This is a genomic window from Paenibacillus sp. JCM 18996, from assembly GCF_055392555.1.
Genome location: NZ_AP043884.1, coordinates 1,212,992 through 1,226,558 on the forward strand (window position 1 = coordinate 1,212,992; position 13,567 = coordinate 1,226,558).

The window sequence follows — 13,567 nt, forward strand, 5'->3', positions numbered from 1 at the left end:
ATGCCGGCGAACGCGCGCCTGTCAGATCTGTGAGGGAGTGTGAATTCCCAGAAGATGAAGCCCCTTTTGTAAAATACATCCCGCTGCATAAGTCAGAATGACCTTCGCCGCTTTCTCCTCTTCATCGCTTGCCAGTATGCGTTCTTGATGATAAAAACGGTTAAAGGTTTGGGCGGAGTGGATCAAATATCTGGCCAGCAGGGAAGGTTCATTCTTCTCAACCGCTTTCAGGACCACGGACGGATAGTCCGCCAGCTCTTTGAGCAGCTGCCACGCCTGGGCGCTTTCAAGGTAAATACCGTTTAGCCCGGAAACCGAGCTGCCGGTTAGCAGGGAAGCTTCCATGCCGGATTTATGCAGGATACTCTGCGTCCGGGCGAAAGCATACTGCACATAAGGCCCCGTTTCACCATCAAAATTCAGAGCTTCCTCCAGTGAAAAATCCACTTCGTTCAAACGGTTGTGTTTTAAATCCCCGAAAATGACGGCCCCCACTCCGATTTGTTCAGCCACGCGCTGTTTGTCAGGGAGGTCCGGATTTTTATGCTCAATAATTTGCAGGGCTCTACCCACCGCTTCGTCAAGTACCTCTTCGAGCACTACAATCTTTCCTTTGCGTGTGGACATCTTTTTTCCTTCAAAACGCATCAACCCGAAACCGATATGCTCACAGCTTTCCGCCCAGTCAAAGCCCGCTTTCTCAAGCACGGCAAATACCTGCTCAAAATGAAGCGTCTGCTCCATACCCACGACATACAGCAAACGATCACCTTTCATCTCCCGGTGGCGGTACAGCGCCGTTGCCAAATCTCTGGCAGGGTAAATCGTAGTTCCATTAGACTTGAGGATTAAACAGGGCGGCAGATTGCGTTCATCCAGCCTGACGACGTAGGCGCCTTCACTCAGTTCGAGCAATCTTTTTTCCCGCAGCAAAGCCACGACCTCGGCCATTTTATCATTGTAAAAGCTCTCTCCCAGCGTGTAATCAAAAGAAACGCCGAGCTTCTCGTACATTCGTTTGAATTCCTTCATGCTGATTTGGATGAACTTGCTCCACAAGCGTACGGTTTCCTCATCGCCCTGCTCCAGCTTACGGAACCATTCGCGGGCTTCATCCTCCAATTCGGGCCGGTGTTCGGCTTCCTCGTGGAATTTCACATACAGGTCGAGACAGGCTTTTATGGAATTGTGCTCCAGCGTTTCCGGTGTACCCCAATGTTTGTAGGCTGCGATCATTTTGCCGAACTGGGTGCCCCAATCTCCCAGATGATTGACCCTCACCGGCTCGGATCCGGTTTCCTTGTACAAGCGGTACAGTGCGTTGCCTATGACCGTGGAGCGAAGGTGCCCGATGCCAAAAGGTTTGGCGATATTGGGGGACGACATGTCGATTATCACCCTGGCCCCCTGCCCCGATTGCGACTGTCCGAAGCCGGTCTGCAGTATCTCTGTGAGTAAAAGCTTGCCGTACACGCTGCGGTCAAAAGAGAGATTGAGATAAGGACCCGCTGCGCTGCACGTTATACCATGAGTGTTCGGCAAGGCTTTCAGCTGGCCAGCGAACTCATGGGCGATAGCCTGAGGCGACTTTCTCCATTGTTTGCCAAGGTGGAAACAAGGCAGAGCGGCGTCCCCCAGCTCCGAGCTTCGCGGAATTTCCAGCCAATCCAGAATTTGTTCCTCTGGCACTTGCAAATAAGGCTGCAGCGCTTGTGCGGCTTTCTTGAGCAGCATTTGATTTCCTCCTTTGTTTTTTGATATGAAAACCTTTGTTGTAGGCATTCCATGGATGCTCGATCGCGACTTAAAAGGCAGGTTTTCCTGGTACAGAACAGAAAGTGAATTTCGATCTGGACGAGCTGCAGCGGTTCAGGGGTTGATGGATCGCTTTGCGAATTCTGATGTTTTGTAACGCAGAAAATACGTAAAAAAAAGCCCCGTCTCCATAAAGAGACGAGAGCTGTTGTTCCCGCGGTACCACTCTTAGTGCACGGCTGCCTCTGCGGCGTCCGCACCCCTCAGTTACGTTAACGGAGTATCCGTGCCTTCCTACTTGGGTCGGATGTTCAAAGCGCGAGGCGTTATGAGGTCCGATTCTCCCGTTCCGGAGGCAATCTCCAAGGCCCGTTCATCACCGCTTCCGTACCGGCTTCCACCCACCCGGCTCGCTGCGACTATCTGCAGTGATTACTGTCCTATTCATCGATTGTAGATATGATTTTTATCATCTTACCAGCTGGATTCGGAAAAATCAAGAGGTTTTTATACTTCATCGGCAGTGGCAAATAGTAACTTGGGGTCTGACCACCCGCCATGCAACGCCACAACGCGCGCCGGGAGAGACACGTGTTGGGAAGCTTGGCGACAGAAGCTTCCTCAATGGACTTCTCGAGACAGGGTTAGTCTCGCTCGATTGTAATTTGTGCAATTGATGAATGTACTCGGAACGCTGTCAGAGGTTTCGTTGCAAAGTACAATACTTTTCTCAAAATCGAGCCAAATCACATGGATTTACCGTATTCCATTGTATGAAATACAATCGGCTGGCGATTTTCCGAAAAATATAGGGTTGTTGACTGCACAAAATACAACGGCGCCCATCTTCATTCCAGTTCACCAACCATCTTACGCACCAGCCTACGGAAATAATGTCTCCAAGACCATGGTCATCCTCTTTCCAGCTCCAATGCGCCGGTGTTTCTGTCGGCCAGCACGATTCTGGCTTCAAAAGGTTCCCCCGACTGGGTGCTGAATTTCAGCTTATTCGTCCTGCCCTTCTCAATCAGCGACTTCACCATCGAGTCGCTCAGCGTCTTGCCCAGGCTCGACTTCCAGATCACGAAGCCGCAGCCCTGCTTATACTCGCTGCAGCCGTACCCCTTGCGGCCCATAAAAATGCGGCCGCCGCACCCCTCGCGCGGGCACGCCGCTACCGCCGCAGGCGCAGCCCGCCGCTCCGCCGGCGAGCCCGTGCCCGCTGCCGCCGGGCCTGCGGCCCCGGCGGCGCCGCGGCTCGCACGGCTCGCGCGCGCTCCAGCGCCTTCGGCGCTGGAGGCACCGCCGCCTTTCGCGGCGACGGTGCCTCTCGGGGCGCGGCCCGTGCCGCGCCCCTTGCGCCCGCCCGCGGCGACGGCCCCCTCCGCCGCAAACTGCACCCTCGCCTGCCTGCGGACCTTGTCCACAATCTGCACCGTGAATCGCTTCACGTTGTCGATAAACCCTGTGTCCGTCGCCACGCCCTTGGCAATCTCGTTCAAGCGCCGCTCCCAGCGGCCCGTCATCTCGGGCGAGGTGAGCAGCTCGATGCCGGCTGCGCGGATCAGTTCCACGGCTGTGCGGCCTTTGGCCGTCACCCGGATCCGCTTGCCCTGCATCTCGATATAGCCCACCTGCTTCAGCCGTTCGATCGTCGCGGCGCGCGTGGCCGGCGTGCCCAGCCCCGATTCCTTCATCGCCTCCCGCAGCTCCTCGTCCTCGATCTGCTTGCCGGCGCTTTCCATCGCCTTCAGCAGCGTGCCCTCGGTGTACGGCTTCGGAGGCTGCGTATCCCGCTGCTTCGCTTCCGCGTCCGCACACAGCACAGGCTGCGCGGCGTCCAGCTGAAACGGCGTATCGCGTTCCTCTTCCGCCTCCGGTTCGGACGCCCCGCTTTTATCCTCGTCAGAAGCTTCGCCGCTTTTCCCTTTGCCGCCACGCTTCTCTTTCTTATCGTCGGCATAGATTGCCTTCCAGCCCAATTGCAGCAATTCCTTCACTGTTGTCTTGAACAGTTCGCCCGCCGCTTCCGTCATGACCGTGTGGACTTTGTACTCCGCGGCCGGATAGAACTGGGCAAGAAACCTTTTGACAACCAGATCGTAAATTTTCTGCTCGTCCGGATTCAGCGAACCCGCCCTTTTATGCGTAGGAAGAATGGCGTGGTGATCTTCCACTTTCGCCGGATTGCAGATATGTTTATTGTTTTTATGCACAAGGCTCCGCTGCGCGCCCGGCAACCAGCTTTCATAGCTTGTACCCTTGAGCGCGTCCAAAGCCCGGTGCATCTCAGGGATGTTCTGCTCATTTACATAGTTCGAATTCGTCCTCGGATACGTGATCACTTTGTGCTTCTCATAGAGAGACTGAGCGGTATCGAGCGTCTTTTTGGCCGAGAAGCCGTATTTTCCGTTCGCCTCCCGCTGCAGCAGCGTCAAATCGTACAGTTTGAACGGATACTCTCTCGTCTCCTTCACTTCGTAGGAAGAGATCCGGCCTTCTTTTCCCCTGACTTTGTCGGCCAAGGCATCCGCCTTCTGTTTATCGGTGAACCGCTCTCCCTGCCACATCGCTTTATAGCGGATTTCGCTTTGCACAAACTGCGCTTCCACGTCGAAGAATGTCTGCGAAGCAAAAGCCTCGATCTGCTTCTCCCGGTCATAGATCAAAGCAAGCACGGGAGTCTGTACCCGGCCCACTGAAAGCAGCGTATTATGCTTCGTCGTAAAAGCTCTCGACCCGTTCATACCAACCAGCCAATCCGCTTCGCTGCGGACGCGGGCGGCTTTGGTCAAATTCTCGAATTCCGCCCCTTCCTTCAGCTCCTCGAACCCTTTGCGGATCGTCTCCTGGGTCAAATCCGAGATCCATAGCCGCTTTACCGGCTGCTTCAGCTTCAAATGCCGCTGGATCAGCGAAAAAATATGCTGCCCCTCCCGCCCCGCGTCGCAAGCGTTCACAAGCCTGTCGCAGCGCCCGGCAAGCTCGGCGATCACTTTTAGCTGGTCCCTCGTTTTGTGATTGGGCACAAGCTTGAAATGATCCGGGATAATCGGCAGGTCGCCCAAATTCCACTTTTTATATTTGTCGTCATAGGCGTCGGGCTCAGCCAAACCAATCAGGTGGCCTATCGCCCACGTAATGATATAATGCTCGCCTTCTATATAAATGCGATGATTTTTGGCCTTGGGATCTATCGCGGCAGCTATATTCCGCCCCATGTCCGGCTTTTCCGCAATGATGAGTGTTTTCAAAACCTTATCGCCCCTCAAAAAACAACCTTCGTCCCATAATGGTAACCAATAAATTTTTCTTTGTAAACTTAATATTCATTGCCCGTGCCGGGCTCAAAACTTGGAACCGCTTCGAAACCTGCTTTGAACCGTGCGTTCATTGTGATATAATGTATCTCTCTTTCCAGAATAATGGAAGAATGATCGGAGGTACCTATTTGGAAACCGAAATACAAAGCTCGTATCAGGAAGAACTCCACAAGTTGGAGGAAACCATGAAGGAAATCGACCTGCAGCTGCAAAATTTGGCGCAAATCCCGGTGTACAACGGTCCCGACCATACGGAACAGGTTCTGGAATCGATCCGTTCAGACAGACGGAGGAAATTGACAGCGGCGCATCCGGAGCCGTATTTCGGAAGACTGGACTTTCAAGAGTCCGGCAAAAGCCAACCGTCACCCCTCTATATAGGCAAAGTGGGCGTAGAGCGGGACTCCTCAAACGAGCTGATGGTGGTTGACTGGCGGGCTCCAGTGGCGAGCTTGTTTTATTCCTTTACAGGGGGAGTCGACGGGGCGTCTTACGATTCGCCGGACGGAACGGTGGAAGGATTGGTCTATCTCAAACGAAACCTGGTTATCCGCAAACAAATTCTGCAGCGGGTAGTAGATACGTTCGACCGCTCTTCCGACAGAATGGCGGTAACGGATGAATTCCTGCTCTACAGGCTGGGCGAGAACAAGGACAACAAGCTGCGCGACATCGTCTCCACCATTCAATCCGAGCAGGATGCGATTATCCGCGCGGTGAAGAACAGCGCCCTAATCATCCAGGGCGTCGCGGGCAGCGGAAAAACGACGGTAGCCCTGCACAGGCTCGCCTTTTTGTTGTATCAGTATCGCGATCAGGTGAAGGCGGAACGGATGATTATTTTTGCCCCGAACCGGATGTTTCTGGACTATATTTCAGGTGTGCTGCCGGAGCTTGGCGTGGGCCAAATCCAGCAAACGACGTTTGCCGACTGGGCGCTGGAGCTGCTCGAGCATGAGGTGAAGCCGGCCAACCCTGCCGAACGGCTGCGGTATTGGTTCCAGACCGGACCCGGAAGGCCGCAGATTGACGATATGGCTCCAGGCCGGTTCAAGGGCTCCATTCGATTCATGCGGTGGCTTGACCGGGTGCTCGAGCTTTATGAGGCGAACGCCGTCCCCGATACGGACTACTTCCCTTGGGACGGAGCCAAACTGGACCGCAGCACGATCGTTCAATGGCATGATATTGAAAACAAACACGAGCCTCTGATGAAGCGGCGGGAGCGGGTTCTGGCGCGGATCAAGCGCTGGCAGGAGATGCAGCTGGAAAAGGTGTGGGAAGTACATCTGAAAAAAGAATACAAAAAGAAAGCCTCCCAGCGTTTGCGCGAATTCGGCAAAAAATGGAAGTTGTACACTCCGTTTTCTTTGTACCTGGAGCTTTTCAGGGCAGAGAGCCGACCCGCTTTTCTGAACAAGGAAATGCTGTCCTTCCTGCCTGAGCCGATTCGTATGGAATCGGAGACTTATATGGAGAAGAAGCGGGTGCAGCCGGAGGATTTTGCTCCCCTGCTCTATATCCGCTCCAAATTGTTCGGCATCCATGGAGATCTTACGTTTGACCATACCGTGATCGACGAGGCACAGGACTTCTCGCCGTTTCAAGTATCGCTGCTAAGGCTGCATACGAGGAACGATTCATTCAGCATTCTCGGCGATTTATCGCAAGGGATCCACAGCTATCAAGGGATCAACGACTGGCGTGAATTTTCGGATCTGTTCGGCGAGGGAAGATCGGCCTATTTTGCACTTAACCGCAGTTACCGTTCCACGATGGAAATCATCCGTTTTGCCAACGAAGTGCTGCGGGGCGGCATGGCTGAAGAGGCGATCGAGGCGATTCCCGTGTTCCGCAGCGGCGAGCCGGTGAAGATTGTACAGGTTGACGAGAACAAGCTCACTGCCGCCCTCAAGGAAGCTATCCGGAGGCTGCGCGGAGATACCAATACGGTAGCTGTCCTGGCGCGGACGGAGGCCAGGTGCCTGCAGCTCCACAAGCGGCTGCTTGCCGAGCACCTGCCGGTGAATTTGATCGCACCGGGGCAGCAGCAATACGAGGGCGGTATTTCGATTCTCCCAATCTTCATGGCGAAGGGACTGGAGTTTGACGCGGTGATCATTATCGACACGGACGAGGTAAATTATGAGGCCTCCCCGCAGGACGCGAAGCTTCTTTACGTGGGCTGCACCCGAGCCCTGCATACACTGGAGCTTTGGCACGACGGCTCCCCTTCCCCGTTGATCGCTGCGATCCGAGGCGATTTCACTTTCCGTTCCGGACAATAAGGAATATAGCAGCCGGGTTATATATGTTCGAATCTTCTGGTAGTGATAAAATGCGCACCCAAATAGATCATTATGTAAATCGGGAACGAATAAATGCTGTTCCACTTTTCCGGATTGTAAAGGTTAAGTCCCTTGGCTATAGTCTCGGCTACAAAAGCTGCAAATAACGCAAACATAATTGCTTTCACAAAAGGGTTTAAGTCCGGTTTGATTTGGATCAAAAACATGACTATTACGGGGATGAGCGAAAAATCCCATAGCACAAAGGCTGGAATAAAAGGAAGGACCTCCATGTGATAATGCCAGGCACCCAATGCAACCCCCAGGAAATCAAACCAGGAAATGATAATCATAACAAGCAGCCCGGCAGACAAGAGCCGTCCTTCACTTCCTTTTTTTCGCAGCCAGATCCATAATGCCCATGGAACCAAGGTCAAAATTACTCCTAACCACCACTGCCAACTGAAGATAACATGTTCCATCCAAATGTGGTACATTCTTTTATTTGCTTCTTCAATAAGACCGTAGCTGCTTTCCATTTCCATTTCTACTTGTGTGTCCATCGTTTCATTTACCTGCCTCTTCAGTAAATAAAAGTTTGTCTCATTATTTACATAACGGACAGTTTTTAACAACGCGGCGAAACTGAAAGCATTTTACCAAGTGAAAAAAGCCTGTGGGGAACTTCCCGACAGGCTTTTTTCGTTTTTTAAAATCCTTTGTACTGAGGTTCTTCGTTTTCAATTTCCTGTACCCGGGACGATAGTTGGTCGACTACTTGCTGCGTAGTCTGGGCCGCATTCTCAAACAGCGATTTTGCCGCTTGATTTTGAGTGCTGAGCGCAAAGGTTTCCAGACTGGCCTGCGCGCTTTTCAAAGAAGCTACTGTTGTTTTGACCTGGGATGCTACTGTCATTTTCGTTCACCTCTTCATTGATATTGTTGGTGCCGTTTTTTATTTTGCCCGCCGCGGACGCTTAAATAACTGTAAGATAAATACAATCATAGTTCGCTCGCTTTTAGCAAATAATTCATAGCGACAACGATTTTAAGCAAAGGGGAGAGAACCGTGCCTGACTGGTTATTGATCGCAATCAAGTCGTTTTTTGCCATCTGCATGCTGTTTGTGATAACACGCGTGCTTGGCAAAAAACAAATTTCCCAGCTGACCTTTTTTGAATATATAACAGGCATCACTTTAGGAGAGCTGACGGGCTTTATTTCGACCGATCTGGAATCCCATTACTTTCTGGGCGTTGTGGCGCTCGCCGTTTGGTTTGTGGTTCCTCTGTCCATTGAATTCCTCACTCTGAAAAGCAAGAAGCTGCGCGACTTGTTCGAAGGTAAAGGAAGAGTCCTCATTAAAGAAGGAAAAGTCCTGGAAGATAATTTAAAGAAGGAAAGACTCTCCAGCGATGAGCTGCTGGAACAGCTCAGGACCAAAAATGTATTTAAACTGGCGGACGTAGAATTTGCCGTACTGGAAGCGAGCGGAGATTTAAGCGTGCTTTTGAAAACCGAGAATCAGCCGCTGACTCCCAAGCACCTTGGCCTCAAGGTAGGGCCGGAACGGGAAACACAGGCCGTTATCCTTGATGGCCAAATTATGGACGAGCCGCTCTCGACTTTGGGACTTAACCGCGCCTGGTTAAAAACCGAGATGGAGAAGCTCGGTGTGAGTAAAGACAATGTGTTTATCGGACAAGTCGATTCTTATGGAGAATTCTATGCGGATTTATACGATGACAAGTTAAAGGTAGCTTCGCCGCAGCAAAAAAAACTGCTTTATGCGACCTTGAAAAAATGCGAAGCCGATCTCGAGCTGTTCGGTTTAACGACTCAGGACAAATTGGCCAAGATGATGTATGAGAACAGCGCTGCAAAGATCAAATCGATCGTAGATCAATTAAAGCCTATTTTTACTACTACTTAATTTGACGGCGGGAGGCTCCTCATGACTTTAAAAGGACATCAAAGCTGGGAATACGAGAATCGGCCGGTCATTTTGGCTACAGCCACAGTAGTCGGTCCCGATGAAGGAAAGGGGCCTTTGAATCAGGATTTCGATATCATTCACGAGGATCTCCTACTAGGGCAGAAGAGCTGGGAGAAAGCGGAAAGAGTATTGATGGAGGAAGCGGCGAAGCTGGCTGTCGAGAATGCCGGGCTGACCAACGGCGAGGTGCAGTTCTATGTCGGCGGCGACCTGATGAACCAGATCATTTCCAACAGCTTTGCCGCACGAACGCTGTCCATTCCCTATATCGGCATCTTCGGCGCGTGCTCTACATCTATGGAAGGACTGGCTTTGGGCGCCATGATGGTCAACTCCGGCCATGCGAAGCATGTCCTCGCCGGAACGTGCAGCCACAACTGCTCCGTGGAAAAACAATTCCGTTACCCCACGGAATACGGTTCGCAGAAGCCTCCTACGGCTCAAAATACAGTCACAGGCGCCGGCGCTGCCGTGCTTGCTAAGCACGGGAAAGGTCCTGTTGTAACCGGAGCCACAATAGGGCGGGTAGTGGATATGGGGATCAAAGATCCGCTGAACATGGGCGCTGCCATGGCGCCTGCGGCTGTGGATACGATTGAGGCCCATATGCGGGATTTTAAAAGAGAACCGGGTTATTACGACCTGATTGTCACTGGAGATTTGGCGAAAGTAGGCTATGAAATTGCAAACGATCTGTTTAAGAAGCATAACATTCCAATCCAACAGACCCAGTACAATGACTGCGGCCTTATGATCTACGACCTGGAAAAGCAGGCTTTTCAAGCCGGGGCAAGCGGATGCGGTTGTTCGGCAGCAGTAACATACGGACACCTGATGAAAAAGCTGAAAAAAGGAGAACTGAACCGGATCCTTGTCGTTGCGACCGGAGCCCTTCTTTCTCCCCTGTCTTTTCAGCAGGGCGAAAGTATCCCATGTATTGCGCATGCCGTGGCCATCGAGAATACTTAAAAACCAAAAAAACTTGCTGCTTAAACGGCGGCAAGTTTTTGTTTTAACCGATGGAACTACACGCTCTTGAGCTCCAGCTTCCGGGCCAAACGCGAGAGCAAGAAATTGATGATAAAATACATCAAAGCGACAAGCGCCAACACAGGAAGAATATGGTTCACATTCTTGGCGCTGACGATTTGGGCGTTGTGCATTAATTCAGGCAGCGAAATGACGACGGCAAGCGAAGTATCCTTTAACAGGGAAATAAACTGGCTCACCATCGGAGGCACCATTCTTCTCAGTGCCTGGGGAAGCACGATTTCCCATAACGTCTGCGTATAAGTCAAGCCGGAAGAACGGGCTGCTTCAATCTGGCCTTTGTCAATGCTGCGCAGGCCGCTTCGGACGATTTCAGAAATCATGGCCGCTTCGAATACGGTCAATGCGGTTATGGCCGCCCATTCGATGCTCATCCGGATTCCGAAGCTCGGAAGAGCAAATTTCGTAAAAAAGATAATCAGGATGAGCGGCAGGTTCCGGATCAATTCCACCCACAGGAACATAAGCTGCGACACGGCAGGGATTCTGGCATAACGCAAGGTTCCAATCAGCGTACCGAGAATAAAGCTGAACGCTATCGAGATAAAGGCTACTTTTAAAGTGACTCCGAAGCCTTCCAGCAAAAACTTCAAATTATCCGGTGTAAAAGCTGAAAATACGTCCATCTCTCTCCTCCTCTAATAGCTCTTGGCCAGACGGCGTTCCAAATAACCGACCGCCAGGCTCAAAGGCACCGTCAGAATCAGATAGAACATGCCCACGAAGATATAGGTGTCAACCGCATTAAAGGTTTCGGAATTGACGATATCCCCGAAGTACATTAAATCCATCCCGGCAATGACACTCAGGATCGAAGAGTTTTTGACCAGGTTAATGAACTGGTTGCCGAGCGGCGGGATAACAATTTTGATCGCTTGGGGCAGAATGACATGTCTCATCGTTTGATTATAGGTCAAGCCGGAGGAACGGGCCGCCTCTGACTGGCCTTTAGGGACGGACAATATTCCGGCACGGATAGCCTCGGCGATAAAAGCGGAAGTATAAACCGTAAGCCCGAGTGTCCCTGCCACGAACGGATCCAGTGTCTGATGGATGACCTGCGGTCCTAAGTAGAACAAGAACACTACAAGGAGCAGCGGGATATTCCTGATAAATTCAACATAAGCCGTTCCTATGTAATTCAGCGGTTTGAAAGGAGCGATTCTGAACACTGCAATGAGAGTGCCCAGAATAAAGCTGCATACCAGCGAGATCAGGCTGATCTGAATCGTATGAATGAATCCCTCCATAAATTGAGGCCAGTACTTTGTCAATATTTGAAAGTCCAGCATCGCGGTGTGCTCACCCCTGTGTCCATGAAGTAAACAGGATGAGAGGCTTAAGCGCCGCCCATCCTGTGTTTAGTACGGGTTTATTTTTTTGGTTGTTCGCCAAGCCACTTCTTATACAATTTGTCGTAATCACCGGAAGACTTCATCTTGGCCAGCACATCATTGACATATTTGACAAATCCGCTGTCGCCTTTCATTATCGCCATCCCGTAAGGCTCTTCGGTAAATTTTCCGCCCACAACCTCAAAATTCGGATCCTGCTTCACCATACCGTAAAGAATGATATCGTCGGTTGTCAATACATCGCCCTGGCCGGCTTTCAGCGCAGTAAACGCGTCCTGGTAGTTAGGCAGTTCGCGGACATCGGCCTTAGGCTTCTTCTCTTTAATGGTTTTAGCCGGAGTGGAGCCTACCACGGTGAGAACTTTGGTTCCGTCTTTGATATCATCCAGGCTTTTGATCGGGCTGCCCTTCTTGACAAGCAATGACTGGCCGGCCGTGAAATAAACATCGGAGAAGTCCACCTGCTTTTTGCGTTCCTCGTTGATCGTCATCGTTGCTATAATAATGTCGATATCGCCGTTTTGCAGCATCTGGATGCGGGTTTTGGAAGTGACCTCTTTCAGTTCCAGCTTATTCTCATCGCCGAAAATCGATTTGGCGATAGCTTTCGCCATGTCGATGTCGAAGCCTTCCACATTGCCGCTCTTCGGATCCTTCAGCCCGAACAGCATCGTGTCGTACTTCACGCCGGCCACCAGCTTGCCGCGCTTCTTGATGGCATCCATCGTCTTGCTGTCGATCTTCGGAGCTTCAGCAGCAGTTCCCCCACCCGGCGCGGACGGAGCAGCCGGCTCATTCTGCTTAGTTCCGCAGGCGGCAAGCGCCATAGCGACCAAAGCCATAGTCAGGCTGACTGTAAACCATTTTTTCAATACCATCTTTCAATCCCCTTCCTTTTCTGTTGATTTAAAGTAAAGAGGCTTCGGAGGATGGCTGCCGCGGCGCTCAGCCGGCTATGTATTCTTCTATTGTATAGGCGCCAAACCTCTTCCGCACTCGTTCACACAAAGATGGCACATCGGCTTTCAATGCTGCAGCAGGCGGCTGAGGAACAAGCGGGCCCGCTCTTCCTTGGGATTTGCGAAAAAATCGGCAGGCGCCGACTCTTCAACGATTTGTCCGCCATCCATGAAAACGACGCGGTCCGCCACCTCACGCGCAAACCCCATCTCGTGCGTGACGACAACCATCGTCATTCCTTCGCGGGCAAGCGTCTTCATAACCTCCAGCACCTCGCCGATCATTTCCGGATCCAGAGCCGAGGTCGGTTCATCGAACAGCATGATTTTCGGTTTCATCGCAAGACCCCTGGCTATAGCCACCCTCTGCTGCTGTCCGCCGGACAGCTCGGAAGGAAAGGACGCGGCTTTATCCGGAATGCCCACTTTCTCCAGATAATACATGGCCGTCTCTTCCGCCTCCCGCTGCGACTGGCCCAACACCTTGGTTGGCGCAAGAGTGATGTTGTTCAGCACCTTTTTGTGCGGGTAAAGATTAAAATGCTGGAAGACCATGCCGATATCGCGTCTAAGTTTGTTGATATCGGTCTTTTTGTCGTTCACCTTCACCCCACCCACCGTCAGCTCTCCGTCCGTTATAGACTCCAACCGGTTGATGCAGCGCAGCAGTGTGCTTTTGCCTGATCCGGACGGGCCGATAACTACGACGACTTCCCCCTGCTCAATATGCAGGTTGATATTCCGTAGAACGTGAAAACTCCCATAATATTTATTGACGCTGCGAAATGATATCATCGAACCCCTCCTTTTAAGCACTACGGAAATTGCCCAGGTATAAACG

General features: G+C 51.8%; 11 protein-coding genes and 1 other annotated feature. Of the genes, 3 read left to right on the forward strand and 8 right to left on the reverse strand.

Annotated features, from left to right (window positions below):
• Nucleotides 1-21 precede the first annotated feature (21 nt).
• Both argS and ACZ5N7_RS05960 read right to left on the reverse strand, forming a co-directional pair.
• Nucleotides 22-1,734 carry an arginine--tRNA ligase gene (gene argS, locus ACZ5N7_RS05955; protein ID WP_464658204.1) on the reverse strand — a complete coding sequence of 571 codons (1,713 nt, stop codon included), beginning with the start codon at nucleotides 1,732-1,734 and terminating at the stop codon, nucleotides 22-24.
• A 212-nt stretch (nucleotides 1,735-1,946) separates the two neighbouring features.
• Nucleotides 1,947-2,212, reverse strand: a binding site (T-box leader).
• Between the two features lie 454 nt (nucleotides 2,213-2,666).
• A complete protein-coding gene (locus ACZ5N7_RS05960; RefSeq protein ID WP_464658205.1) occupies nucleotides 2,667-5,009 on the reverse strand; it encodes a type IA DNA topoisomerase in 2,343 nt (780 codons plus the stop codon).
• 197 nt (nucleotides 5,010-5,206) lie between these two features.
• Here ACZ5N7_RS05960 and ACZ5N7_RS05965 point away from each other — a divergent pair, with 197 nt between their 5' ends.
• Nucleotides 5,207-7,366, forward strand: a complete 2,160-nt coding sequence (locus tag ACZ5N7_RS05965; protein WP_464658206.1) for a HelD family protein — start codon at nucleotides 5,207-5,209, stop codon at nucleotides 7,364-7,366.
• A gap of 17 nt (nucleotides 7,367-7,383) precedes the next feature.
• Here ACZ5N7_RS05965 and ACZ5N7_RS05970 read toward each other — a convergent pair whose 3' ends face one another.
• Both ACZ5N7_RS05970 and ACZ5N7_RS05975 read right to left on the reverse strand, forming a co-directional pair.
• Nucleotides 7,384-7,929, reverse strand: coding sequence for a CBO0543 family protein (locus ACZ5N7_RS05970; RefSeq protein WP_464658207.1), 546 nt, complete (start codon nucleotides 7,927-7,929; stop codon nucleotides 7,384-7,386).
• A 146-nt stretch (nucleotides 7,930-8,075) separates the two neighbouring features.
• Nucleotides 8,076-8,282: a DUF1657 domain-containing protein gene (locus tag ACZ5N7_RS05975; RefSeq protein WP_464658208.1), complete on the reverse strand. Its 207-nt coding sequence runs from the start codon at nucleotides 8,280-8,282 to the stop codon at nucleotides 8,076-8,078.
• 153 nt (nucleotides 8,283-8,435) lie between these two features.
• Here ACZ5N7_RS05975 and ACZ5N7_RS05980 point away from each other — a divergent pair, with 153 nt between their 5' ends.
• On the forward strand, nucleotides 8,436-9,299 hold the full coding sequence (locus ACZ5N7_RS05980) for a DUF421 domain-containing protein (RefSeq protein ID WP_464658209.1): 864 nt from the start codon (nucleotides 8,436-8,438) through the stop codon (nucleotides 9,297-9,299).
• Nucleotides 9,300-9,320: 21 nt separating this feature from the next.
• A complete protein-coding gene (gene spoVAD, locus ACZ5N7_RS05985; protein WP_464658210.1) occupies nucleotides 9,321-10,331 on the forward strand; it encodes a stage V sporulation protein AD in 1,011 nt (336 codons plus the stop codon).
• A 56-nt stretch (nucleotides 10,332-10,387) separates the two neighbouring features.
• On the opposite strand, the gene ACZ5N7_RS05990 is transcribed toward spoVAD, so the two are convergent.
• From ACZ5N7_RS05990 to ACZ5N7_RS06005, 4 genes are all read right to left on the reverse strand, one after another.
• Complete coding sequence (locus ACZ5N7_RS05990; RefSeq protein WP_464658211.1) at nucleotides 10,388-11,038, reverse strand: amino acid ABC transporter permease; 651 nt, start codon at nucleotides 11,036-11,038, stop codon at nucleotides 10,388-10,390.
• 12 nt (nucleotides 11,039-11,050) lie between these two features.
• Nucleotides 11,051-11,704, reverse strand: coding sequence for an amino acid ABC transporter permease (locus tag ACZ5N7_RS05995; protein ID WP_464658212.1), 654 nt, complete (start codon nucleotides 11,702-11,704; stop codon nucleotides 11,051-11,053).
• Nucleotides 11,705-11,784: 80 nt separating this feature from the next.
• Nucleotides 11,785-12,645, reverse strand: coding sequence for a glutamate ABC transporter substrate-binding protein (locus ACZ5N7_RS06000; RefSeq protein WP_464658213.1), 861 nt, complete (start codon nucleotides 12,643-12,645; stop codon nucleotides 11,785-11,787).
• 147 nt (nucleotides 12,646-12,792) lie between these two features.
• Nucleotides 12,793-13,521, reverse strand: a complete 729-nt coding sequence (locus ACZ5N7_RS06005) for an amino acid ABC transporter ATP-binding protein (RefSeq protein WP_464658214.1) — start codon at nucleotides 13,519-13,521, stop codon at nucleotides 12,793-12,795.
• Nucleotides 13,522-13,567: the final 46 nt, after the last annotated feature.